Genomic DNA, 23,517 nt, shown 5'->3' with positions numbered 1-23,517 from the left:
GGCAGATGGGGTGAAACCCCATCCTACGGTTCCGGCCCATCGATGCGATCGATCCAACGTAGGATGGGGTTCTACCCCATCACCCCAATCCATACCGACAAGCGTAGGATGGGGTTCTACCCCATCACCCCAATCCATACCGACAAGCGTGGGATGGGGTTCTACCCCATCAACCCAACCCATACCGACAAGCGTAGGATGGGGTTCCACCCCATCAAGCCAACCCATACCGACAAGCGTAGGATGGGGTTCCACCCCATCACACACCCCACACAACACCCTAAAACCGCCAATCGAGATACGCGCTGACCGCCGTGTCGTCGCCGTCCTCGAGCCCGGCGCCAAGGTTCACTCCGATGCCGTTCGCCAACTGGTACCGCCCCGAAACCGCCAGCGTCGACGCGGAGCCGTCCAGCGGCACCTGAACCACGCCGGACAGGCCGAAATCCGGCGTCACCGCGTAGCTTCCGGACACCTCGAACAGGTCGGGCAGGGTGGCCGAATCCGGGACGAAAACCGCAGCCCCCGCCGTCATCCGCGCGCCCGTCCACAACGCCGCCAGCTTGGCGTGGGTGCCGGTGTCGTGGTCCAGATCGCCATCGACCGCGCCCGAGAAGGTCCACGCGCCCTGCGACCAAGCTGCGCCGACCGCGACGATGGTGACCTTCCGGCTTTTCTCGCGATGGGCCGAGACCGCGAAATCGACCGGGCCAAGGCTCGCATCGAGCCGCGCGCCAAGCGGCAGGTAGCCGTCGAACATCGCGCCCCATGTCGCCTCGGACCGGGTCATGGTCGCACGCTCGGCGCCCAGCGTCGGCAGGATCTTGTCCAGCGCCGAGGGGGCGAAGCTGTCGTAGGCGGGCTTCACCACGCCAGCAGAGACTTTCGCGCCGGGGAAGGTCCACGCCAGCGCGCCGTAGGTCTCGTGCGGGGTGTCGGTCTTGTTGAGGTAACCGTAGGCGCCCAGTTCAAAGGACAGCGGCGTGCGCCCGACGCCCAGCGACAACAGCAGGTCGCCCGCCACGAACGGGGCCGAACCCGGTATCCGGTCGGTCGCGCCGAGCGCCACCCAGCCCTCTGCGCGGAACGGCCAAGCCCCGTCCGCCTGCGCCACGCCGCCCGTGGCCGCCAGAATGATTGCCAGACCCCAAGCCCGCATCGCCCACACCCTTTGTCAGACCGCCTAGGATAGACCTGCGGGCGGCAGAGGAAAGGGCATTAAACCGGCTGCGCCGGTTTCCGCGCGTGGAAGATGAAGCCGAGGAAGTTCAGAAGAACCTGCGCGGCAAGGATCGCGGTCGAGCCGGTGGGGTCGTAATCGGGCGCGACCTCGACTAGGTCGATGCCGATCACCTCGTTGCGCTGCGCCACGGCCTGCAAGAGTTCCAGCACCTCGTAATACAGAAAGCCGCCGTGGCTGGGCGTCCCGGTGCCCGGCGCGATCGACGGGCAGAAGGCGTCGATATCCAGCGTGACATAGACCTTCGCCCCCTTCGGAACGCTGTCGAGCGCCGCCAGCCCCGCCTTGCGCACCTGCCGCACCGACAGGATGGTCGAGCCCATCGCCCGCGCATCGGCATAGCCCTCTTTCGCGGTGGAAGAGACGTTGCGGATGCCAAGCTGGGTCAGGCCGGTGACATAGGGCTTCTCGGCGGCGCGGCGCATCGGGTTGCCGTGACCGTTGCGGACGCCATGCCGCTCGTCGACGAAATCCAGATGAGCGTCGATCTGCAACACGTGGAAATCGCCCGCGGTCTCGAAGGCCTCGATGCAGGGGATGTTGACCGAATGATCGCCGCCGATCACCACCGGCAGCGCGCCCGCCCGCAGGATCGCCGAGACGCCGTCGCGGATATTGGCATGGCTGCGCATGGTGTCGGTATGGACGATGTCGGCGTCTCCGATGTCGACGATCCGCACGTCCGCGCCCAGATAGGTCGCGTCGTCCTCGTGATCGTAGGCGCCGGCGTGGCCGAACGAGAACAGCGTCGACGCCTCGCGGACCGCGCGGGGACCGAACCGGGCGCCTGCGCGCCACTGGGTGCCCGCGTCAAAGGGCGCGCCGAGGATGGCGACATCCGCTTCGATGGCGTCCCAGTCCTCGACATAAGGCCGCTTGCCGAAGGTGGAGATGCCCACGAAGGGCAGGTTCAGGCGACCGCTGTCGTATCCATGTGTGCTCATGGCCCGAAGGCTCGCGCCAATCGCGGGTCCGTGCAAGAGGGTGCGACGGCTTGCGCCTTGGCAAGCGGCGCGCGGGGCGGTTAGGTGACCACATTCCGAAGCATGAATGCGACGCCGATGACCCCGTTCCAGAAAACTCCCGCATGGCGCAGCACTCCGCCCGCGCTGTTTCCGCCCGTGATGGGCCTGTTCGGGCTGGCGCTTGCATGGCGCAGGGCCTCGGCCTTCTCGGACGCGGCGGGGACGATCAGCGACCTTGTGTTCGGTGTCGTGACGATGCTGTTCCTGCTGTTGGCCGCAGCCTACGTGGCGAAGGTGATCAGCGCGCCGGAAGTGGTCGGGCGTGACCTGACGGTTCTGCCGGGGCGGCTGGGGCTGTCGGCGTTCTCGATGTCGGTGATGCTGCTGGGTGCGGGACTGGTGCCGTTCAGCACCGGGCTGGCCACGGTTCTGGTGTTCGGCGGGCTGGCCCTGCACGCGGCGCTGGCGGTGTGGATCGCGCGCCTGTTGTTGGCCGCTCCGCCCGAGGGACGCGCGGTGACGCCCGCGTGGCATCTGAGTTTCGTGGGCTTCATCGTGGCCCCGCTGGCCGCCGCGCCGTTGGGCTACGAGGGGCTGGCGCAACTGGTGCTTTACGCGACAGTCCCCGTCGCGGCTGTGATCTATGGCCTGAGCCTGCGCCAGTTCCTGACCCGCCGCGCGCCAGAGCCGCTGCGGCCTTTGCTTGCCATTCACCTTGCGCCGCTGGCGCTGTTCGGTACGGCGGCGGCGCTGACCGGGCAGGGCGCGCTGGCGCTTGGCTTCGCCACGGCGGCCTCGGGGCTGATCCTGCTTTTGCTGGCGTCGGCGCGCTGGCTGACGACGGTGGGTTTCTCGCCGCTCTGGGGCGCGTTCACCTTCCCGCTGGCCGCGTATGCCGGGCTTTGCCTGACGCTGGCGCCCGCGTACGAGGCCTTCCGCTGGCCCGGTTTCGCCGCGCTGATCGCCGCCTCGCTACTGATCCCGTGGATCGCGGCGAAGGTCGTTCGCATGTGGCTGCGCGGAAGCCTTGCGCCCAAGACAAACGCGGCAGTCGCCTGAGGTGCGGCTTTAGCCCTTTCCATTTTCCCGCTTGCGTGAAATAGCAAACTGCCAAAACGAAAACTCCAAAGGAGACCCTCATGGAGATTCGCGAGGCCCTTACTTTCGACGACGTTCTGCTGGTCCCTGCGGCCTCCAGCGTGCTGCCGTCCACGGCGGACACCCGGACGCATGTGACCCGGTCGATTGCCCTGAACATCCCGCTTCTGAGCTCTGCCATGGACACGGTGACCGAGTCCCGTATGGCGATCACGATGGCGCAGGCCGGCGGGATCGGGGTGATCCACAAGAACCTCGATGTCGAGACGCAGGCCCGTGAAGTCCGGCGGGTGAAACGCTTTGAAAGCGGTATCGTCTACAACCCGGTGACGCTGCGCGCGGATCAGACGCTGGCAGACGCCAAGGCCCTGATCGACCGCTACAATTTCACCGGCTTCCCGGTGGTGGACGAAAAGGGCCGGGTGGTCGGCATCGTCACCAACCGCGACATGCGCTTCGCCACCTCGGACGACACGCCGGTTCGGGTCATGATGACCTCGAAGGACCTTGCGATCCTGCAGGAACCTGCTGACCGGGACGAGGCGATCTCGCTGATGAAGGCGCGCCGGATCGAGAAGCTGCTGGTCACCGACGAGGCCGGCAAGCTGACCGGTCTGCTGACCCTGAAAGACACCGAGATGTCGGTGCTGAACCCCACCGCCTGCAAGGACCGGCTGGGCCGCCTGCGGGTCGCGGCGGCGACGTCGGTCGGCGACTCGGGGTTCGAACGGACCGAGGCCTTGGTGGACGCGGGCGTGGACATCGTGGTGGTCGACACGGCGCACGGCCATTCCAAGGGCGTGCTGGATGCGGTGACCCGCGCCAAGCTGCTGTCGAACGAGGTGCAGGTGATCGCGGGCAACGTCGCCACCGGCGACGCGGTACGGGCGCTGGTCGATGCCGGTGCGGACGCGGTGAAGGTCGGGATCGGGCCGGGCTCGATCTGCACCACGCGGATGGTCGCCGGTGTCGGCGTTCCGCAGCTGACCGCGATCATGGATTGCGCGGCGGCGGCGGGTGACGTTCCGGTCATCGCGGACGGCGGCATCAAGTTCTCGGGCGACTTCGCCAAGGCGATTGCGGCGGGCGCGTCCTGCGCCATGGTCGGCTCGATGATTGCGGGCACCGATGAAAGCCCGGGCGAGGTGATTTTGTATCAGGGCCGGTCGTTCAAGTCGTATCGCGGCATGGGCTCGCTGGGCGCGATGGCGCGCGGCTCGGCAGATCGGTATTTCCAGAAGGACGCGGCCAGCGACAAGCTGGTGCCGGAGGGGATCGAGGGGCAGGTGCCCTACAAGGGATCGGCCGGCGCGGTGATTCACCAACTGGTCGGCGGCCTTCGCGCCGCGATGGGCTATACCGGCTGCGCAACGGTCGAGGAAATGCGGAAGAACTGCCAGTTCGTGAAGATCACCGGTGCGGGGCTGAAGGAAAGCCACGTCCACGACGTGCAGATCACCCGCGAGTCGCCCAACTACCGCCTGATGTGACGACCCGGCGATGACTCCCGGAGCCCGCATCGCGGCGGCCATCGCCGTGCTGGACGACGTCCTGTCGGGCGAACCCGCCGAGAAGGTGCTGACCACATGGGCGCGCCGGAACCGCTATGCGGGCTCTGGCGACCGTGCGGCGATCCGCGACCACGTCTACGACGCGCTGCGCTGCCGCCGGTCCTTCGCCTGGATGGGCGGTGCCGAGACCGGTCGCGGCCTGATGCTGGGCGCGCTACGGGCCGAGGGGGTGGACCCCTCTGACCTTTTCAACGGCGAGGGCTATGCGCCCGCGCCGGTCGCGGCGGACGAAACCGGCAATGATCTGGCGGACGCGCCCAGGGCCGTGCGGCTGGATATGCCCGACTGGCTGATGGCGCCCCTGGCGGACAGCCTTGGCGATGGTCTGGAACCGGCACTTGCAACGCTTCGGACCCGCGCGCCGGTGTTCCTGCGGGTGAACCTGGCCCGCGGCGATCTGGCCGAGGCGCAGCGCGTGCTGGCCTCCGACGGCATCGAAACCCGCCCAAATCCGCTGGCCCAGACGGCGCTGGAAGTCACCGCCAACCCGCGCCGGGTGGCGCAGTCGCAGGCGTACCGGGACGGCCTGGTCGAGTTGCAGGACGCGTCCAGTCAGGCCGCCTGTGCGGCGGTCCCGGTGCAGCCCGGCGACCGGGTGCTGGACTACTGCGCCGGGGGCGGCGGCAAGGCGCTGGCGCTGGCCGCGCGGGGCGCGCGCGTTACCGCGCACGACACCGACCCCCGCCGGATGCGCGATATCCCCGTGCGGGCCGACCGAGCCGGCGTGGCCATCGTGACCGAGGCATCGGTGCCCGCGTCCGACCGGTTCGACCTTGTGCTGTGCGACGTGCCCTGTACCGGTTCCGGTACCTGGCGGCGGACGCCCGAGGCGAAATGGCTGCTGACGCCCGAACGGCTGGACGCGCTGTGCCAGATGCAGGCCGAGATCCTGACCACCGCATCGCGCCATGTGAAGCCGGGCGGGCATCTTGTCTACATGACCTGTTCGCTGCTGGACGCCGAGAATGCAGGGCAGATCGAAAAGTTCCTTGGCGATACCGAAGGTTGGACGCTGACCTTCTCGCAAAGGTTCAGCCCCGTCGACGGCGGGGACGGTTTCTTCGTCGCCGTGCTCTCGGCCTCCTGAGCCTTAGGCGCCACCGGATCTTAAGATTGCATTAACCATTTGCCGCCAAGCTTCCGCGCGTGAAGCGGGGGTAACTGAGTGTCCGATGTCGCAAGACCTCCCGGCGCGTTGACGCGCATGGCGCTGACGGTCGCGCCGCACTGGCGCCGCGTGCTGGCGCCGGCTGCGGGCTGTCTTGGGCTGGCGCTGTTGTTCTCTGGCGATTTCACCGGGCTGGCCTTTCTTGTGGTCGGAACGACGCTGGCCATGCTGGGCGGGCTGATCGGCGGTCTGGTGCTGCGGTATCGCGGGCGGCAGGCGCATGTGATGGCCGCGATCGCTACCCTTGTCGGTCGAGATGCGGTGCCGACCTTCCTGACCGACGAAGACGGCGGCATCGTCTATCGCAACACCGCCGCCGCGTCCCGCTATCAGGGCGGCGACGCCGAAACGCTGGCCGGCGCCATCGGCGATCACTTCGCCGCGCCGGCGCAGGTCATCTCGCGGCTTCGATCGCGCGCCGACGCGCAGGGCACTGCAGCCGAGGATGTGGCGACCGCCTATGGCGTCCTGCGCCTAAGCGTCACCAAGGCCGAGCCCGGCGGGCATATCTGGCGGCTCGACGAACACGCCAGCGCTTCGGCGGAAGATATCGAAATGCCGATGATGCGGCTGTCCCGCACCGACTCGATCGTCGCGATGAACCTTGCGATGGAGCGGTTGATCGGCGGGCGGCCCAAGACGCTGGACCGGCTGGTTACCGACCTGCCGCTGCGCAACGGGCAGATGCACACGCTGGACACCGCCAAGGGACAGGTCGCCGCGCATATCGTCACCATCGTCGAACCGGGCGGTTTGCGGCAGGCCTATGTCTGGCCCGGCGAATCCCCCGACACCGCGATGACCCATGCGGACGCGCTGCCGGTGCCGGTGATGAAACTGTCGGCGGAGGGACGCATCCTGATGGCGAACCGCCGGGCGCGGGCATTGCTGGCGCTGCCGGAGGAGGAAGAGATCGACTTCGCCGCCACGGTCGAAGGGCTGGGCCGCCCGGTCGAAGAGTGGCTGCGCGACGTGTCCGAGGGGCGCGGGGGAACGCAGGCCGAAGTGGTGCGCGCGACGCGGCCGGAAAAGGACGTGTACCTGCAGGTGGCGCTTGGCCGGATGGTCGATGGGGGCGCGGCGTCCTTGCTGGCGGTGCTGATCGACGCGACCGAGCTGAAGACGCTGGAGGCCCAGTTCGTCCAAAGCCAGAAAATGCAAGCGGTGGGCCAGCTTGCAGGCGGTGTTGCACATGACTTCAACAACCTCCTGACCGCGATTTCCGGCCATTGCGACCTGCTGTTGCTGCGCCATGAACCGGACGATCCGGAATACGGCGACCTCGTCCAGATCAACCAGAACGCCAACCGCGCGGCGGCGCTGGTGGGGCAGCTTCTGGCGTTCTCGCGCAAGCAGAACATGCAGCCGGAACTGCTGGACCTGCGCGATACGCTGGTCGACCTGACGCATCTGTTGAACCGTCTGGTGGGCGAGAAGATCAATCTCGACTGGACCCACGATCCCGACCTGCCGCAGATCCGGGCCGACAAGCGGCAGCTGGAACAGGTGCTGATGAACCTTGTCGTCAATGCGCGCGATGCCATGCAGGACGGCGGGCGCATCAAGATCGCCACCCGCGCCGTGCGCCTGTCAGAGCCCTTGGTGCGCGACAGGGCGAAAGTGCCGGCGGGCGACTACGTGGCCGTGACCGTGGAAGACGAAGGCACCGGCATCCCCGCAGACCGCATCGCCAAGATTTTCGAGCCGTTCTATTCCACCAAGCGCACGGGCGAGGGCACCGGGCTGGGCCTGTCGATGGCCTATGGCATCGTGAAACAGTCGGGCGGCTTCATCTTCGCGGACAGCGTCGTCGGGCAGGGCACGGTCTTCACGATGTATTTCCCCGCCCACCGTGGGGTCGGCCTGAAGGGAAGCGACCGCCGCGACCATCCCGCACGGCCCGCGACGCGACCAAATGGCGGCGTGGTGCTGCTGGTCGAGGACGAAGCCCCCGTCCGCGCCTTCGCCGGTCGTGCGTTGCGCCTGCGGGGGCACACCGTGCTGGAGGCCGAAAGCGCCGAGGACGCGCTGAAGACGCTGGAGGACGAAGACCTTGTCGTCGATGTGTTCGTGACCGACGTGATCATGCCCGGAATGGACGGCCCGACATGGGTTCAGCAGGCTCTGAAGGTCCGCCCGGATACCCGCGTCGTGTTCGTTTCGGGCTATGCCGAGGACAGCATCGCCCACAACCGGGCGAAGATTCCCAACTCTGTGTTCCTGCCAAAGCCGTTCTCGCTGGCGCAACTGACAGAGACGGTGCAGGAGCAGATCGGCTAGGCGCGTAAGATTGGTTAACGTTCTTCGTAACTTATAGCATTCCGCGCCACCCTCGGCATCCGTAAACCAATCGTTCACCAATCTGCGCGCATCATCGGTTCCACAAGATTTTGCTTGAAATGTGCTCTTTTTGTTCCCATACCATATCGGGAACAAGAGGCGAACATCGGCAGTCATTGCCGCAGGGCAGGCGCTGTGAAATAAGGGTGCGAACGACCATGGCTACGGCAGAACTTCTGAAGATGATGGACAAGAGCGACAGCGACAAGAAAAAGGCGCTCGACTCGGCGCTGGCACAGATCGAGCGGCAGTTCGGCAAGGGCTCGATCATGAAGCTCGGCGCGGACAACCCGCTGGGCGATATCGAAGCGACCTCGACCGGGTCGCTGGGTCTGGATATCGCGCTGGGGATCGGCGGCATCCCGAAAGGCCGGATCGTCGAGATCTACGGCCCGGAAAGCTCGGGCAAGACGACCCTGACCCTGCACTGCATCGCGGAAGAGCAGAAGAAGGGCGGCGTCTGTGCCTTCGTCGACGCCGAACACGCGCTTGACCCGCAATACGCCAAGAAGCTTGGCGTGAACCTTGACGAGCTGCTGATCTCGCAGCCCGACACCGGGGAACAGGCGCTGGAAATCACCGATACGCTGGTGCGTTCGGGCGCGGTGAACATGGTGGTGGTCGACTCGGTCGCCGCGCTGACGCCGAAGTCCGAGCTTGAAGGCGACATGGGCGACTCGTCCGTGGGTGTTCACGCCCGTCTGATGAGCCAGGCGATGCGCAAGCTCACCGGTTCGATCAGCCGCTCGAAATGCACCGTGATCTTCATCAACCAGATCCGCATGAAGATCGGCGTCATGTTCGGCTCGCCCGAAACCACGACCGGCGGCAACGCGCTAAAGTTCTACTCGTCGGTCCGTCTGGACATCCGCCGCATCGGCGCGATCAAGGACCGCGACGAGGTTGTGGGCAACCAGACCCGCGTGAAGATCGTCAAGAACAAGGTTGCGCCGCCGTTCAAGCAGGTCGAGTTCGACATCATGTACGGCGAGGGCATCTCGAAGACCGGCGAGCTTCTGGACCTTGGCGTCAAGGCAGGCGTGGTCGAGAAGTCGGGCGCGTGGTTCTCGTACGGGGACGAACGTATCGGTCAGGGCCGCGAGAACGCCAAGACCTTCCTGCGTGAAAACAAGGACATGGCCTTCGAGATCGAAGACAAGATCCGCGCGGCGCACGGTCTGGACTTCGACATGAGCGGCGGCGATCAGGAAGACGACGACGCGCTGATGGAAGACTGACGCGCACCGCATGGCGGAAATGTCGATGATGTATGGGGGCCGCGCTTGCGGCCCTCTGCTTTTGTATATACATACGATATCCCGAAGGAAGGCATTTTAAGAGGGATAGCACATGCAAGCACTTCTGGATTGGGCACGCGACGCAATTGAGAAACGCCGCGCCATCCGCGAACTTCAGGGGATGACCCGCGAGGGGCTTCAGGACCTCGGCATCGGCCGCGCGCAGATCCGCGATTGCGTTCACGGACGCGGTGCCTTCGCGCCGCGCCCGATGCGGCAGACGGCGGTCATCATCCCGTTTCCCGGCAACCACACGGCCCGCCGCCGCGCCGCCTGATCCGCCGCGCCGGTATCGCGCGCCCCCGGCGGGCGCCGCGAAGGGCAATGGCCGGTGGACAGTTTCCAGGTGCAAGGCTAAACGGAGCAGACCGTTTCCACTCACCCGGACCGTACGCACGACATGGCCAGCCTGAACGATATCCGATCGACTTTCCTCGACTATTTCCGCCGGCAGGGGCACGAGGTCGTTTCGTCCTCGCCGCTCGTTCCGCGCAACGACCCCACGCTGATGTTCGTGAACTCGGGCATGGTCCAGTTCAAGAACCTGTTCACCGGGGTCGAAAAGCGGGATTACGTGCGGGCGACCACGGCGCAGAAATGTGTGCGGGCAGGTGGCAAGCACAACGATCTGGACAACGTTGGTTACACCGCGCGGCACCATACGTTTTTCGAAATGCTGGGGAACTTCAGCTTCGGCGACTACTTCAAGACCGAGGCGATCCCCTTCGCGTGGGAACTGCTGACCAAGGACTTCGGCATCGACAAGTCGCGTCTGCTGACCACGGTCTATCACACCGACGACGAGGCTTTCGAGATCTGGAAGAAGGTCGGCGTGCCGGAAGACCGGATCATCCGCATCGCGACCTCCGACAACTTCTGGCAGATGGGCCCGACCGGCCCCTGCGGTCCCTGCACCGAGATCTTCTACGACCACGGCGACCACATCTGGGGCGGCCCTCCGGGTTCTGCCGATGAGGATGGCGACCGGTTCATCGAGATCTGGAACGTCGTGTTCATGCAGAACGAGCAGTTCGAGGACGGCTCGATGCGCGCGCTGGACATGCAGTCGATCGACACCGGCATGGGGCTGGAACGCATCGGCGCGCTGCTGCAGGGCAAGCACGACAACTACGACACCGACACCATGCGCGCGCTGATCGAGGCGTCTGCCCACGCATCCAGCACCGATCCGGACGGTGACGGCAACGTCCACCACCGGGTGATCGCGGACCACCTGCGTTCGACCTCGTTCCTGATCGCCGATGGCGTGATGCCGTCGAACGAGGGGCGCGGCTATGTCCTGCGCCGCATCATGCGCCGCGCCATGCGCCACGCGCACCTGCTGGGCACGCAGGATCCGGTGATGCACAAGCTGGTGCCGGCGCTGGTGCAGCAGATGGGGCAGGCCTATGGCGAACTTGGCCGCGCGCAGGCGCTGATCGAGGAAACGCTGCTGCTGGAAGAGACCCGGTTCAAGACCACGCTCGACCGTGGCCTGAAGCTGCTGGACGAGGAACTTGACCAGATCGCCGACGGCGCCGAGCTTCCGGGCGAGGCCGCGTTCCGCCTGTATGACACCTATGGCTTCCCGCTGGACCTGACGCAGGATGCCCTGCGGGAAAAGGGCCGCACCGTGGATGTCGCCGGCTTCGACGCCGCGATGGCCGAGCAGAAGGCCAAGGCCCGCGCCGCATGGTCCGGCTCTGGCGAGTCCAAGGACCTTGCGCTGTGGTATGAGCTGGCCGACGAAAAGGGCGGCACCGAGTTTCTGGGCTATGACACCGAGACCGCCGAGGGGCAGGTCACCGCGATCATCAATGATGGCAAGCTGACCGACAGCCTGCCCGAAGGGGAAAGCGGCTGGGTCGTGGTGAACCAGACGCCGTTTTACGGTGAATCCGGCGGGCAGGTCGGCGACACCGGCGTCATCCGCTCGTTGACCGACGGGTCCGTCGAGGCCGAGGTGACCGACACCCAACGCTTTGGCGGCGGACGGATTTTCGGCCATTTCGTCACCGCGAAGAAGGGCGCGCTGAAGACTGGCGAACCGGTGGCGCTGAAAGTCGACCATTCCCGCCGCGGCATGATCCGCGCCAACCACTCGGCCACGCACCTGCTGCACGAGTCCCTGCGCGAAGTGCTGGGCGATCACGTGGCCCAGCGTGGCTCGCTGAACGCGCCGGACCGTCTGCGGTTCGACTTCAGCCACTCCAAGGCGCTGTCTGCTGACGAGGTGGCGCAGGTCGAGCGCGACGTGAACGCCTATATCCGCCAGAATACGGCGGTCGAGACGCGCATCATGACCCCCGACGACGCCCGCGCCATCGGCGCGCAGGCGCTGTTCGGCGAGAAATACGGCGACGAAGTCCGCGTCGTGTCGATGGGCCGTGCGCCCACCGGCAAGGGGATGGACAAGGAAACCTACTCGATCGAACTGTGCGGCGGCACCCACGTCGCCCGCACCGGCGACATCGGGGCCTTCGTGCTGACCGCCGAGACCGCGTCGTCTTCGGGCGTGCGCCGGATTGAGGCGCTGACCGGGCAGGCGGCGATGGCCGAACTGCGCGGCCGCGACATGCGGCTGTCCGAGATCGAGGATCTGGTTAAGACCACCGGCGAGGATGCCGTGGCGCGCGTGAAGTCGCTTCTGGACGAGCGCAAGTCGCTGACCAACGAGCTGGCGCAGCTGCGCCGCGAGCTTGCGATGTCCGGCGGGGCCGGGCAGGGCGCGGGCCCCGAGGCGCAAGAGATCAATGGCCGCAAGTTCCTTGCGCAGGTGCTTCAGGGCGTCAGCGGCAAGGATCTTCCGGCGCTGATCGACGAGCATAAACAACGGCTTGGCTCTGGTGCGATCCTGCTGATCGCCGATGCCGGTGGCAAGGCTGCCGTGGCCGCGGGCGTGACCGAAGACCTGGTGTCCGACGTCAGCGCCGTGGATCTGGTCAAGGCCGCCGTGGCTGAACTGGGTGGCAAGGGCGGCGGTGGCCGTCCCGACATGGCACAGGGCGGCGGCAAGGATGTAACGAACGCGGACGCGGCCATCGCCGCCGCCGCAGAAGTCATGGGAGCTTGAGAGATGGGTGCACTTTGGATCGCGCATGTGACGGTCTCTGACGAAGAGGCCTATGGCAAGTACGCCGCCATCGCCACCGAGGCCATCGCGGCCCATGGCGGCGTATTCCTGGCCCGTGGCGGGCGCTATCACGTGCTGGAAGGCCGTGACCGCCCGCGCAACGTCGTGGCCCGCTTCCCAAGCCTCGAAGCGGCGGTGGAATGCTACAACTCGCCCCGCTACCAAGAGGCGCTGAGCTTCGCCAAAGGCGCAAGCGAACGCGACCTCGTGGTTGTCGAGGAAGTGTAGTCCCGGACCTTCAACCTCTGGCCGATTGACTTTTGCGATGGCTCGCGGCGCGAATCGTATTGCTGCCGCCAGCCCTCGGAAATCGCTGCGTTTTCGCTAAAATTGCTTGCCATGTGTCATGGACTGGTGCGGTTCCGGTGCAAATCACCGGGATTCCCTTTGGATTGATCTTTTTCGTCAACAGATTCGCAAGTTTTCCCCAGAACCGAAGCGCCTGATTTCCAATCAGTGATTCCAGTCATCCATAGGACAACTCGATTTTTGTTTGCATAAATCGAACAACATCAGGATGTTCCGGGCTTTGTTTCAAGCGCGGTGCCAATTGCAAAAAATGCCCCAACGGCACTTACTGGCGATGTGGTGCCATTTCGACACATAACAGCCCTAAAAGGTAGTATATGTACAATTTTCGCTTTCAATTGTCTTTGGCGCAACGGCTGCCCCTAGGTTAGCGAAAAACGAGCGTGGTAAATTTTCGTTACTTTTTTGGGTAATGGAGGTTTGCAAAATGAAATCGATCCTGACCGCCGCGGTTGCCGCTGTCGTCATCTCCTCGGGATCCGCGATGGCTTGGGAAGGCAAGACTGTCGGCTGCTTTGACAAGGTTTGGGTGCCCGCCACCTATTCCGTGCACAAAGAGCTGGTGAAGCCTGCCAAGGAGCAGTTCGAGCACAAGAATGGTCGCATCGAGCTGGTCCACTATGCGCCTGTCTATCGTGAGATCCGCACGCTTGCTTCGTCAGGCTACTGGGTGATGCGCGAAGTCAGCTGCGGCTGCCCGGTCTGCGACTGATCTGTCCGGTACGCTGGCGTCATCCCCGCCGGTAACCTTATTGAATTGATCCTAGAACAATGCGCGGGCCTTCGGGCCCGCGCATATTTCGTTCCGTCTCAGGGACGTTCGCTGTCCAGAAGGATGGCGCCCGACATGATCTGGCCGATATAGGCGCATCCGTCGGGCCGTTGCGTGAAATGCGCCCAAGCGGTCGCCGAGAAACGGTGCGGCGCCATGAACAGCATCATCAAGGTCAGATCGTCGCGGGACACGCGGCCCTCGATGCCGCCTCGTTCTTCGAAGGCGGCAATGGCGTCGGGCGTCAGGCTGCGGACCTGCATCGTATAGGCCACGTACTCGGCGGATACGATGCAGCTTTCCAGCGGGCAGGGGACCTGATCGTGCAGAGCGTGGGCAAGCTCGTGGACGATGACACTGTCATGAAAAGCCGCGTCATCCAGATCGCGCAGCGGACTGTCGGCAGAGCGGACGGCGGCGGTGTCGTCGAGCGACAGGATCTCGATCCGGTCTTCGCCACAGTGGTACATGCCCACACAGTCGCCCGGCAGGTCGTCTATCACTTCGATGGATAACGGGGCGGTCAGCGGAAGATTGCACGAGGCGAGTTCGGGCAAGGCGGCCCCGACGACATCGCAGACGTGCTGTTCCAACGCGGGCTCGCCCCCGGTAATGGACACGCGCCCGTCGGCGAAGCAATCAAGCGCAAGGGCGTCGCCGGATAGCGCGGCGAGCAGGCCCGGAAGGGCCGTCAGCGACCATATCGGACGATGGCTCGGCATGGGGCAAGGTTAGCAAACCCGCCCCATGCCGGGCAATTGTGTTTAGGATCGTTAAGCGCGGGCCTGGCGCTTGCGCTCGTGCGGGTCGAGATAGCGCTTGCGCAGACGGATCGCGTTCGGCGTCACCTCGACCAGTTCGTCGTCGTTGATATAGGCGATGGCCTCTTCCAGCGACAGCGTGACCGGCGTCGTCAGGCGCACCGCTTCGTCGGTGCCCGAGGCGCGGACGTTGGTCAGCTTCTTGCCCTTCAGCGGGTTCACTTCCAAGTCGTTCTCGCGCGAATGCTCGCCGATGATCATGCCGGTGTAGACCGGAGCCTGCGCGCCAAGGAACATCTTGCCGCGATCTTCCAGGTTCCACAGGGCATAGGCCACGGTTTCGCCGTTCTCCATCGAGATCAGCACGCCTGCGCGACGACCGGGGATGGTGCCCTTGTGGGGCGCCCAGCCGTGGAACACACGGTTCAGCACGCCGGTGCCGCGCGTGTCGGTCAGGAACTCGCCGTGATAGCCGATCAAGCCGCGCGAGGGCACATGGGCGATGATCCGGGTCTTGCCGGCGCCGGCGGGCCGCATTTCGACCAGATCGCCCTTGCGCGCGCCGGTCAGCTTTTCGATCACCGCACCCGAGTATTCGTCGTCGACGTCGATGGTGGCCTCTTCGATCGGCTCTTCAAGGCCGTTCTCGCCGTCACGCATGATCACCTGCGGGCGCGAGATCGACAGCTCGAACCCTTCGCGGCGCATGTTCTCGATCAGAACGCCCATCTGAAGTTCGCCACGGCCCGACACCTCGAAGGCGTCGCCGCCGGGGGTGTCCTTGATCTTGATCGCGACGTTGCCCTCGGCTTCCTTCAGCAGACGCTCGCGGATGACGCGCGACTGCACCTTCTTGCCGTCCCGGCCCGCCAGCGGCGAGTCGTTGATGCCGAAGGTCACGGTGATGGTCGGCGGGTCGATCGGCTGGGCGTCCAGCGGCTCGTCCACGGCCAGCGCACAGATCGTGTCGGCCACGGTCGCCTTGGTCATCCCGGCAAGGCTGACGATGTCGCCCGCCAGACCCTCTTCGATGTCGGCCTGCGCAAGGCCACGGAAGGCCTGCACGCGGGTGACGCGGAACTGTTCGATCTTCTGGCCGATGCGGGACAGAGCCTGCACCGTCTGGCCGACCTTGACGCGGCCGGTCTCGATCCGGCCGGTCAGCAGGCGGCCGACGAACGGGTCAGAGCCCAGCGTGGTGGCCAGCATGCGGAAGTCGTCGTCCTGATGCTTGACCTGCTTCGGCGCGGGCACGTGGTTGACGATCAGGTTGAACAGCGCCGACAGGTCCTTGCGCGGGCCATCCAGCTCTGCATCGGCCCAGCCATTGCGGCCCGAGGCGTACATATGCGGGAAGTCCAGCTGATCCTCGTTCGCGTCGAGGTTCGCGAACAGGTCGAAGCATTCGTCAAGCGCGCGGTCGGGCTCGGCGTCGGGCTTGTCGACCTTGTTCAGCACCACGATGGGACGCAGGCCAAGCGCCAGCGCCTTCGAGGTCACGAACTTGGTCTGCGGCATCGGGCCTTCGGCGGCGTCCACCAGCAGCACCACGCCGTCGACCATCGACAGGATCCGCTCGACCTCGCCGCCGAAATCGGCGTGGCCGGGGGTGTCCACGATGTTGATGCGGGTGTTCTTCCATTCCACCGAGGTCGGCTTGGCGAAGATGGTGATGCCGCGCTCGCGCTCGAGGTCGTTGGAATCCATCGCCCGTTCGGCGACCGCCTGGTTCTCGCGGAAGGCGCCGGATTGTTTCAGAAGTTCGTCGACAAGGGTGGTCTTGCCGTGGTCGACGTGAGCGATGATCGCGATGTTACGCAGGTCCATGGGTCGTGTCCGTAAGGGGAGTTGGCGCGCGGATACCGTGGGACGGGCGGAAAGGCCAGCCCTAGCGGCATGTTCTGGGCGCAAAGCCGTCGTAACGTCAGTGCGGTGCCGTTTTAGAGAACAGATGGATGACCAGAATGCCGGTCAGGATAAGCGCGATGCCAAGGATCGCGGGCAGGTCCAGCCGCTGGTTGAAGGCAAGAAAGCCGATCAGCGCGATAAACACGATCCCCAGCCCCGACCACAGAGCATAGGCCACGCCCACGGGCACCGTCTTCAGCACCATCGCCAGCAGGTAGAAGCTGACGCCATAGGCCACGAAGACCACCACCGTCGGGATCGGCCGGGTGAACTGCTGGCTGGCCTGCAGCGCGGTGGTCCCGATGGTCTCGCTGAGGATGGCGAGCACGAGGTAGACATAGGTCATCATGGGGAGGCTCCTTCCCCTGACCCCTAGCCCGGCGACGGGGGCGGGGGAAGCACGTTTCGCCAATGACGCGATGCGTGTAGGCTTGCCGCAGGGACAGGGAGGAGCTTCCCATGACAACGGCCAAGGACATGGGCGCGCTGCTGGCGCGGCTGGAAGGCGCGGGCGATCTGGTGATCGACGGCGACGTGCATATCACCGACCCCGACCGGCTGCCCGACTGGCAGCGGAAAAGGCGCGCGGCGAGCGACGACTATTACCATGGCCGCACGATCTCGGCCGAGGACGCGGTGGCCGAGATGGACGCGGCGGGGGTCGACATGGCGCTGGTCTGGCAGAACCCGGCGGCGACCGAATACGGCGATGACCCTGCGGCGAACTACCAGGCATTGCTGGCCGCCAATCGCTATATCGCCGACGCGGCGCAGCGGTTTCCCGGGCGCTTCATCCCGGCGGGATGGACCGACCCCAAGGCGCTGGGGCTGGAGGGTGCTCTGCGGCTGGTCGACCAGCTGACCGGCGAATTGGGCATGGCCATCGTCAAGATGAACCCGGCCCAGAACGCTTATCGCATGGCTTCAGAGCCGGTGATGACCACCGTCGCGCGGATCGTCGAGCGCGGGGCGGTGCCCGCGTTTCATTTTGGCGCGGACACACCCTATACCCCGGCCGAGGACCTGCGCGCGGTGGCCGGGGCTTTCCCGGACGTGCCGGTGATAGGGGTCCACATGGGCGGCGGCGGCGCTTCCTATCCGGACTCGGACGAGACCTACGCCAAGGCACGGGCCTACGGGCTGGAGGTGCCGAACATCTTTTACGTCCTGTCGGCCAAGCGCGACACGCATATCGAAAGCGACCTGATCGCCTATACCGCCGCTGGGCCCGAGGCGGCGGCCCGGATCGCCTGTGCGTCGGACGCGCCCTATGGCCGGATGACGTGGAACTTCGGCGGCTACCGCGCGATGTTCGGGGCCCTGGCCCAGGGGCAGGGCAACCCGGACCCGCGCCTGAAGCCGGGGATGTTCGGCGAAGAGGTGGTCGCGGGCTACATGGGCAACAACCTTGCGCGGCTGGCGGCAGCGGCGATCCGGCGCTGGCAGGAAGTCCACGCGGATCAGGTGGCGATGTAGCGGTCGCGGCGGTGGTTGAAGGCGATCGTCAGGTTCAGCACCACCGCGCCCAGCAGCGACCACAGGATCACCGTGGGCGGGAACAGGAGAAAGCCGATTGCGAAGATCACCGCATCGGCGATCAGCTGGACATAGCCCGCCTTGAAGCCGGTCGTGTCCTGCACCAGCAGCGCCACGACACCCAGCCCGCCCAGTGACCCGTTGTGCCGGAACATCGCCAGCAGGCCGATGCCGACGGTGGTGCCGAACACCACGGCGGCAACGCCCGGCGCCATATCTCCGACCGTCCAGCCCATCGGCAGGACCGAGGTGATGACCGACAGCAGGGTGACCGACAAAAGCGACTTGAAGGTGAACTCGGCCCCCAGCCGGCGATAGGCGAGCAGGTAGAAAGGCAGGTTCACGATGAAGAACACCACACCGAAGGACCAGCCCGACAGGTACGAGATGATCACCGCGATCCCGGCCGTTTGGCCGGTGATCAGGCCGGCGCTCGTCAGGATGTGAACGCCGATCCCGCACAGGAAGATACCGATACCAAGCCCCTGGACATCGTCCAGCGGCGTGTGTTCGACAGAGTTCGGCAGATCCTTTCGCATATGCGGCAATTAGGGCAGACAAGCTGACCCGTCAATGATCTTCGCGGCAGTCCGCCACCTGCCGCTGCTTCCGCGCCCAATCCGCAGCCTCGCGCCGCGACAAGGATGGGCAGGCGAGGTCGCCGTAGGTTTCCGGCGTCTGGCCATAGACCTGCAACGCCCGCCGAAGACCCGCGCGGGCCGAGGGCGACAGCGCGGCCAGCGCCATTGGGCCGGGGTACAGGCTTTCGGCGCGCATCCCGGCGCAGTCCAGGATTTCGTGCCGTGGCATCAGAATATGCACGTAGACCGTCGCGGCGCAGCCGTGGCGCACGCGAACCCCGCGCAGCGGCAGCAGACCGCAGGCGGGGGCGAAGGTCATCCCGCCCGCCGTGTCCGGCATCACCACGCGATGCTGTGGCGACAGGTCCACCGGCACCGACGGCGTGCCGGGGCCAAGGGCGCCGGGCTCGAACCGGATCGGCCTGCGCCCATCCTCGCGCCCGCGAAAGTCGGCGCGGCTGCGACCGGCCCACAGGATCGGCTGGGGCCCGTGGTCCAGCGTCGACACCCGGTCCCCGGTGCGCAGCTTTCCAGCCGGCACCGCGCCGAACGGTGTCGCGACGGGGCAGTCGACGGTGAAGCAGGCGACGTTGGCATACAGCTCGGAGCTCGAGGTGTTGTCGCTGCTGCCGGCGGGGTCGCCATCGCGCGACTCGACCGGGTGAAAGGTCGAACCCGGCGGGAAACTGGTCACCCATGACGGAACCGAGAACCCCACGTTCTCGCCGCCGATGCGGATGACCCAGACCTCGACCCCGGCGGCATCCACCAACGAGAATTCCGCCTGAACCACGTCGCCTGCGCTGTAGGTCTTGCCGTTCAGCACGACATCCTGGTTCAGGACCTGCGGCGCGCCGGTTTCCGTATAGCCGTCTTCGAAATACGGATCGTCATCGGTGATATGAAGCTGCGCCGGCGCCCCGCCCTGGTAGGTATAGGTATGTCCCGTCCACGTGGGCTGCTCCGGATCGTAATACTGCGCATTGGGGTGGTTGGCATCCATGTCGTACAGGATGTTGGACTGTGTCAGGTGCCCCGGCAGGTTGACCCGGTCCCATTCGTATATCGCGACAATCGGCATCGAGACCACGCAGCTTTTGCGTGGACACTGCACGAGTTCGGTTAAGGAACCGTAATTGTCCCCCGGACCTCGGTCGCGTCGCCCGCGCGGACAGCCGCGCGGGCAGGGCGTGGCCTATCCGACCAGCGCCTTGTTCAGGTTCTCGTCGATCTTCTCAAGGAAACCCATCGTCGTCAGCCAGCCCTGATCCGGGCCGACCAGCAGGGCGAGGTCCTTGGTCATGAACCCGTCCTCGACCGTCTGCACGACGACCTTCTCCAGCGTGGTGGCGAAGGACATCAGCGCGATGTTCTCGTCCAGCTTGGCGCGGTGCTTCAGACCGCCGGTCCACGCGTAGATCGACGCGATCGAGTTGGTCGAGGTCTGCTTGCCTTCCTGGTGCTGGCGATAGTGGCGGGTCACGGTGCCATGCGCCGCCTCGGCCTCGACGATCTTGCCGTCGGGCGTCATCAGCTGCGAGGTCATCAGGCCCAGCGAGCCATAGCCCTGCGCCACGGTGTCGGACTGCACGTCGCCATCGTAGTTCTTGCAGGCCCAGACATAGCCGCCCGACCATTTCAGCGAGGACGCCACCATGTCGTCGATCAGCCGGTGCTCGTACCACAGGCCCTTTTCCTTGAACTGGGCCTCGAACTCTTCCTCGAAGACCTGCTGGAACAGGTCCTTGAACCGGCCGTCATAGGCCTTGATGATCGTGTTCTTGGTCGACAGGTACACCGGCCAGCCAAGGTTCAGGCCGTAGTTGAACGAGGCGCGGGCGAAATCCATGATCGACTCGTCAAGGTTGTACATCGCCATCGTCACACCGGACGAGGGGGCGTCGTAGACCTCTTTCTCGATCACCGTGCCGTCCTCTCCCTCGAACTTGAGGGTGATCTTGCCCTTGCCGGGGAACCGGAAGTCGGTGGCCTTGTACTGGTCGCCAAACGCGTGGCGGCCAACGACGACGGGCTTGGTCCAGCCCGGCACAAGGCGCGGCACGTTGCGGCAGATGATCGGCTGACGGAACACCACGCCGCCAAGGATGTTGCGGATCGTCCCGTTGGGGCTGCGCCACATCTTCTTCAGGCCGAATTCCTCGACCCGGGCTTCGTCCGGGGTGATGGTGGCGCATTTCACGCCGACGCCGACCTCTTTGATCTTCTCGGCGGCGTCGATGGTGATCTGGTCGTCGGTCTCGTCGCGGACCTGAATCGACAGGTCGTAATACAGCAGGTCGATGTCCAGATAGGGCAGGATCAGCTTCTGCTTGATGAAGTCCCAGATGATGCGGGTCATCTCGTCGCCGTCGATGTCGACGACAGGGTTGTCCACCTTGATCTTGGTCATGGGGTCTCCGATGGCTGGAATCACGGGGCTATCGCGCTCTTAGCGGAAAAGGCATTGCGGGGGAAGATGGTATGCAATCGCATACCATTTCGGACGCGAGGGAACCAAATCGCAGGACGCCACGTTGAGGGGGCAACTAGGAGGCATGACAATGGACCTTATTCGTATCATCTGCGCAATCCTTCTGCCGCCCCTCGGCGTGTTCCTGCAGGTCGGGCTTGGCAAGCATTTCTGGCTGAACATCCTGCTGACGATCCTCGGCTACATCCCGGGCATTGTTCATGCGGTGTGGATCATCGCCCGCACGCCGGATCACCGGATGGCGTAAATTCTGCACGGGGCCTGCCAACCGGCCAGTCCTGGCAGACGGTGTAGACAAAAAGGCCCGCTCGGCACGACAGCCGGGCGGGCCTTTCCGTTTCACCCGTTCAGAGATTGCGGGTATCCGCCACGCTTTCACCTGCCCAGCCGGTCAGCGCCGTCGCCAGATCGCCGTAGCCGGTGAACCGACGTTCGTAGGCCAGCCCCATGCGGGCGGCGCAGTCACGCGCACGGGCGTCCAGCGCCGGGTCGTCCGTCTGCGCCTGATAGACCAGCTTTTCGTAATGACCGAAGTAGGTGGGCAGCAGCTCGGGATGGCGGTCAAGGCCAAGCGGCTTCCAAACGAAGGCGTCGAACTGGCGGACAAGGAAGTCGGTCAGGTAGAAGGCGGTGAATTCGTCCTCGGCCCGGGCAAGGAAGGTCTCATTGCCCTCGAAGAACGCATAGCAATGCGGACCCTCCAGCATCCCGACATCCAGTTCCGCGCATTTGCGGGCCAGCAAACCGCCGGTGCCGCAATCCGCATAGACCACGTGGATCGCATCATACCGGGGCCGGTGCTTCTTCACGGCGGCTTCCACCGCGTCGGGGATGCGGTCGGGGCGGTTGTGCAGGATCGCGGGCAGGCACATCAGGTCGAGATGGGTCCAGCCGTTCGCTTCGATCAGCGCGAGGATCTCGCGGGCCAAAGCGCCGCAGGCAATCAGCAGGGTGGTCGCGCCACCCCCGGCAGCCATGCCGGACGTCGTCAGCGTCGCGTCGTCCGGCGCTGGCGCGGTCATCGCTTCAAACGGACCGCCGTGCCATAGGCCAGCACCTCGGACGCGCCCTGCTGGATCATCGAGGTCTGAATACGCGCCGCGACCACGGCGTCGGCGCCAAGCTGGTGCGCCTCTTCGATCATCCGGTCGATCGCCTGTTCGCGCGAGCCCGCCAGAAGCGACGCGTATTCACGCACTTCCCCGCCCACGAGGTTGCGCAGGCCGGCAACGATGTCGGTGCCCAGATGCTTTGCCCGGACGGTCGAGCCGCGCACAAGGCCCAGAACCTCGGCGATCTCCTGTCCCGCCACCGTGTCGGTAGTCACGACCAGCATGTCACTTTTCGATATGGTCATAGTGGTCGTCCTCGGCGTTCCCGATCCGGTCGGCGATCACGCGCCAGACCACGTAACCCACCAGCGCGGCAGGGATGAAGGCAAGCCATGCACCCGGCACGGCGAAGGCCGTCAGCACAAGGCTGGCGACCCAGACAGTGATCCCCGCCGCAGCGACGACGATCACCAGTAGTAGAACGAATTTGTCCAGCGGCATCCCGTTACCTCCTGAGGGTAAATGTGGGGCCGGGGGCGAAAGGGCGCAAGCATTGCCTGCGCCCGGCTGTCATATTCAGCCCGCCGCCATCTGGTTGTGCTTGCGCGCCATCATCGCTTTCGCGGTCTCGACCGCCACGGCCGCGTCGCGGCAATAGGCGTCGGCGCCGATGGCCTTGCCGAACTCCTCGTTCAAAGGAGCGCCGCCCACCAGCACGATGTAATTGTCCCGCAGACCCTGTTCCACCAGCGCGTCGATCACGACCTTCATGTAGGGCATCGTGGTGGTCAGCAGGGCCGACATGCCAAGGATATCGGCGTCGAACTCGGCGCAGGCTTCGATGTAGCTTTCCACCGGGTTGTTGATGCCGATGTTCTTCACCTCGAACCCGGCGCCTTCCATCATCATCGTCACAAGGTTCTGGCCGATGTCGTGGATGTCGCCCTTGACGGTGCCGATCACCATTCGGCCGATGGTCGGCGCGCCGGTCTCGGCCAGCAGGGGCTTCAGGATCGCCATGCCGCCCTTCATCGCGTTGGCGGCCAGCAGCACCTCGGGGACGAACAGGATGCCATCGCGGAAGTCGACGCCAACGATGGTCATGCCGCCCACCAGCGCCTCGGTCAGGATCTTGTAGGGGGTCCACCCGCGTTCCAGCAGGATGTTCACGCCTTCTTCGATCTCTTCCTTGAGCCCGTCGTACAGGTCGTCGTGCATCTGCTGCACCAGTTCCTCGTCGTCGAGTTCGCTGAGGATGATGTCTTCTTCGTCGTCAGCCATGAACGCTCTCCGA

At 65.4% G+C, this 23,517-nt stretch carries 23 protein-coding genes; 11 read left to right on the top strand and 12 right to left on the bottom strand.

Translation table 11 applies throughout. The features are described 5' to 3' along the window. Nucleotides 1–280 precede the first annotated feature (280 nt). Together ACP156_RS07875 and speB are read right to left on the bottom strand one after the other, a co-directional pair. The gene (locus ACP156_RS07875) at nt 281–1,159 is read right to left on the bottom strand and encodes a hypothetical protein (protein ID WP_425050720.1); all 879 of its coding nucleotides are present in this window, start codon (nt 1,157–1,159) and stop codon (nt 281–283) included. Between the two features lie 59 nt (nt 1,160–1,218). Beyond that, the gene (gene speB, locus ACP156_RS07870) at nt 1,219–2,184 is read right to left on the bottom strand and encodes an agmatinase (protein ID WP_425050719.1); all 966 of its coding nucleotides are present in this window, start codon (nt 2,182–2,184) and stop codon (nt 1,219–1,221) included. Nucleotides 2,185–2,268: 84 nt separating this feature from the next. On the opposite strand from speB, the gene ACP156_RS07865 reads away from it, so the two are divergent. The 9 genes from ACP156_RS07865 (at nt 2,269) to ACP156_RS07825 (ending at nt 13,834) form a co-directional block, all read left to right on the top strand. Next, nucleotides 2,269–3,264 (top strand): tellurium resistance protein, encoded by a 996-nt coding sequence (locus ACP156_RS07865; RefSeq protein ID WP_425050718.1) that lies wholly within the window; start codon nt 2,269–2,271, stop codon nt 3,262–3,264. A gap of 80 nt (nt 3,265–3,344) precedes the next feature. Then, entirely contained in the window at nt 3,345–4,793 is a 1,449-nt protein-coding gene (gene guaB, locus ACP156_RS07860; RefSeq protein WP_425050717.1) for an IMP dehydrogenase, read from the top strand. A gap of 10 nt (nt 4,794–4,803) precedes the next feature. Then, nucleotides 4,804–5,961 carry an RsmB/NOP family class I SAM-dependent RNA methyltransferase gene (locus ACP156_RS07855; RefSeq protein WP_425050716.1) on the top strand — a complete coding sequence of 386 codons (1,158 nt, stop codon included), beginning with the start codon at nt 4,804–4,806 and terminating at the stop codon, nt 5,959–5,961. 117 nt (nt 5,962–6,078) lie between these two features. Beyond that, the gene (locus ACP156_RS07850; RefSeq protein ID WP_425050715.1) at nt 6,079–8,322 is read left to right on the top strand and encodes an ATP-binding protein; all 2,244 of its coding nucleotides are present in this window, start codon (nt 6,079–6,081) and stop codon (nt 8,320–8,322) included. 218 nt (nt 8,323–8,540) lie between these two features. Next, entirely contained in the window at nt 8,541–9,620 is a 1,080-nt protein-coding gene (gene recA, locus ACP156_RS07845; RefSeq protein ID WP_425050714.1) for a recombinase RecA, read from the top strand. 112 nt (nt 9,621–9,732) lie between these two features. Then, nucleotides 9,733–9,957 (top strand): DUF1127 domain-containing protein, encoded by a 225-nt coding sequence (locus tag ACP156_RS07840; RefSeq protein ID WP_425050713.1) that lies wholly within the window; start codon nt 9,733–9,735, stop codon nt 9,955–9,957. A 123-nt stretch (nt 9,958–10,080) separates the two neighbouring features. Further along, nucleotides 10,081–12,753, top strand: a complete 2,673-nt coding sequence (alaS, locus tag ACP156_RS07835; protein ID WP_425050712.1) for an alanine--tRNA ligase — start codon at nt 10,081–10,083, stop codon at nt 12,751–12,753. Between the two features lie 3 nt (nt 12,754–12,756). Next, the gene (locus ACP156_RS07830; protein WP_275631212.1) at nt 12,757–13,041 is read left to right on the top strand and encodes a DUF1330 domain-containing protein; all 285 of its coding nucleotides are present in this window, start codon (nt 12,757–12,759) and stop codon (nt 13,039–13,041) included. Between the two features lie 508 nt (nt 13,042–13,549). After that, complete coding sequence (locus ACP156_RS07825; RefSeq protein ID WP_425050711.1) at nt 13,550–13,834, top strand: hypothetical protein; 285 nt, start codon at nt 13,550–13,552, stop codon at nt 13,832–13,834. Nucleotides 13,835–13,932: 98 nt separating this feature from the next. Here the strand turns inward: ACP156_RS07825 and ACP156_RS07820 are convergent, their stop codons facing one another. The 3 genes from ACP156_RS07820 to ACP156_RS07810 all read right to left on the bottom strand — a co-directional run bounded on the left by ACP156_RS07820 (nt 13,933) and on the right by ACP156_RS07810 (nt 16,909). Then, on the bottom strand, nt 13,933–14,616 hold the full coding sequence (locus ACP156_RS07820; protein WP_425050710.1) for a DUF6639 family protein: 684 nt from the start codon (nt 14,614–14,616) through the stop codon (nt 13,933–13,935). A gap of 51 nt (nt 14,617–14,667) precedes the next feature. After that, nucleotides 14,668–16,482 carry a translational GTPase TypA gene (gene typA, locus ACP156_RS07815; RefSeq protein WP_425050709.1) on the bottom strand — a complete coding sequence of 605 codons (1,815 nt, stop codon included), beginning with the start codon at nt 16,480–16,482 and terminating at the stop codon, nt 14,668–14,670. A 97-nt stretch (nt 16,483–16,579) separates the two neighbouring features. After that, nucleotides 16,580–16,909: a DMT family transporter gene (locus ACP156_RS07810; RefSeq protein WP_425050832.1), complete on the bottom strand. Its 330-nt coding sequence runs from the start codon at nt 16,907–16,909 to the stop codon at nt 16,580–16,582. Between the two features lie 113 nt (nt 16,910–17,022). On the opposite strand from ACP156_RS07810, the gene ACP156_RS07805 reads away from it, so the two are divergent. Beyond that, nucleotides 17,023–18,039: an amidohydrolase family protein gene (locus tag ACP156_RS07805; RefSeq protein WP_425050708.1), complete on the top strand. Its 1,017-nt coding sequence runs from the start codon at nt 17,023–17,025 to the stop codon at nt 18,037–18,039. Here the strand turns inward: ACP156_RS07805 and ACP156_RS07800 are convergent. The 3 genes from ACP156_RS07800 to ACP156_RS07790 all read right to left on the bottom strand — a co-directional run bounded on the left by ACP156_RS07800 (nt 18,024) and on the right by ACP156_RS07790 (nt 21,090). Beyond that, nucleotides 18,024–18,638 (bottom strand): YitT family protein, encoded by a 615-nt coding sequence (locus ACP156_RS07800; RefSeq protein WP_425050707.1) that lies wholly within the window; start codon nt 18,636–18,638, stop codon nt 18,024–18,026. The two genes, ACP156_RS07805 and ACP156_RS07800, sit on opposite strands and share 16 nt — an antisense overlap. A gap of 31 nt (nt 18,639–18,669) precedes the next feature. Then, nucleotides 18,670–19,794 carry a Hint domain-containing protein gene (locus ACP156_RS07795; RefSeq protein ID WP_425050706.1) on the bottom strand — a complete coding sequence of 375 codons (1,125 nt, stop codon included), beginning with the start codon at nt 19,792–19,794 and terminating at the stop codon, nt 18,670–18,672. An 81-nt stretch (nt 19,795–19,875) separates the two neighbouring features. Beyond that, a complete protein-coding gene (locus tag ACP156_RS07790) occupies nt 19,876–21,090 on the bottom strand; it encodes an NADP-dependent isocitrate dehydrogenase (RefSeq protein ID WP_425050705.1) in 1,215 nt (404 codons plus the stop codon). Nucleotides 21,091–21,241: 151 nt separating this feature from the next. Here ACP156_RS07790 and ACP156_RS07785 point away from each other — a divergent pair, with 151 nt between their 5' ends. Next, nucleotides 21,242–21,418, top strand: a complete 177-nt coding sequence (locus tag ACP156_RS07785) for a YqaE/Pmp3 family membrane protein (protein ID WP_425050704.1) — start codon at nt 21,242–21,244, stop codon at nt 21,416–21,418. Between the two features lie 100 nt (nt 21,419–21,518). Here the strand turns inward: ACP156_RS07785 and ACP156_RS07780 are convergent, their stop codons facing one another. The 4 genes from ACP156_RS07780 to ACP156_RS07765 all read right to left on the bottom strand — a co-directional run bounded on the left by ACP156_RS07780 (nt 21,519) and on the right by ACP156_RS07765 (nt 23,504). Further along, nucleotides 21,519–22,193, bottom strand: a complete 675-nt coding sequence (locus ACP156_RS07780) for a DUF1638 domain-containing protein (protein WP_425050703.1) — start codon at nt 22,191–22,193, stop codon at nt 21,519–21,521. Next, nucleotides 22,190–22,507, bottom strand: a complete 318-nt coding sequence (locus tag ACP156_RS07775; RefSeq protein ID WP_425050702.1) for a YbjQ family protein — start codon at nt 22,505–22,507, stop codon at nt 22,190–22,192. The genes ACP156_RS07780 and ACP156_RS07775 overlap by 4 nt, the downstream gene beginning before the upstream one ends. A gap of 1 nt (nt 22,508) precedes the next feature. Further along, nucleotides 22,509–22,724 carry a hypothetical protein gene (locus ACP156_RS07770; RefSeq protein WP_425050701.1) on the bottom strand — a complete coding sequence of 72 codons (216 nt, stop codon included), beginning with the start codon at nt 22,722–22,724 and terminating at the stop codon, nt 22,509–22,511. 75 nt (nt 22,725–22,799) lie between these two features. Continuing rightward, nucleotides 22,800–23,504 (bottom strand): corrinoid protein, encoded by a 705-nt coding sequence (locus ACP156_RS07765; RefSeq protein ID WP_425050700.1) that lies wholly within the window; start codon nt 23,502–23,504, stop codon nt 22,800–22,802. Between the last annotated feature and the right edge of the window lie 13 nt (nt 23,505–23,517).

It is taken from the genome of Psychromarinibacter sp. S121, from assembly GCF_049801035.1.
Taxonomy (GTDB): domain Bacteria; phylum Pseudomonadota; class Alphaproteobacteria; order Rhodobacterales; family Rhodobacteraceae; genus Psychromarinibacter.
The sequence above is the reverse complement of the archived record's forward strand: the minus strand, read 5'-3'. Positions and strand labels throughout refer to the sequence as shown.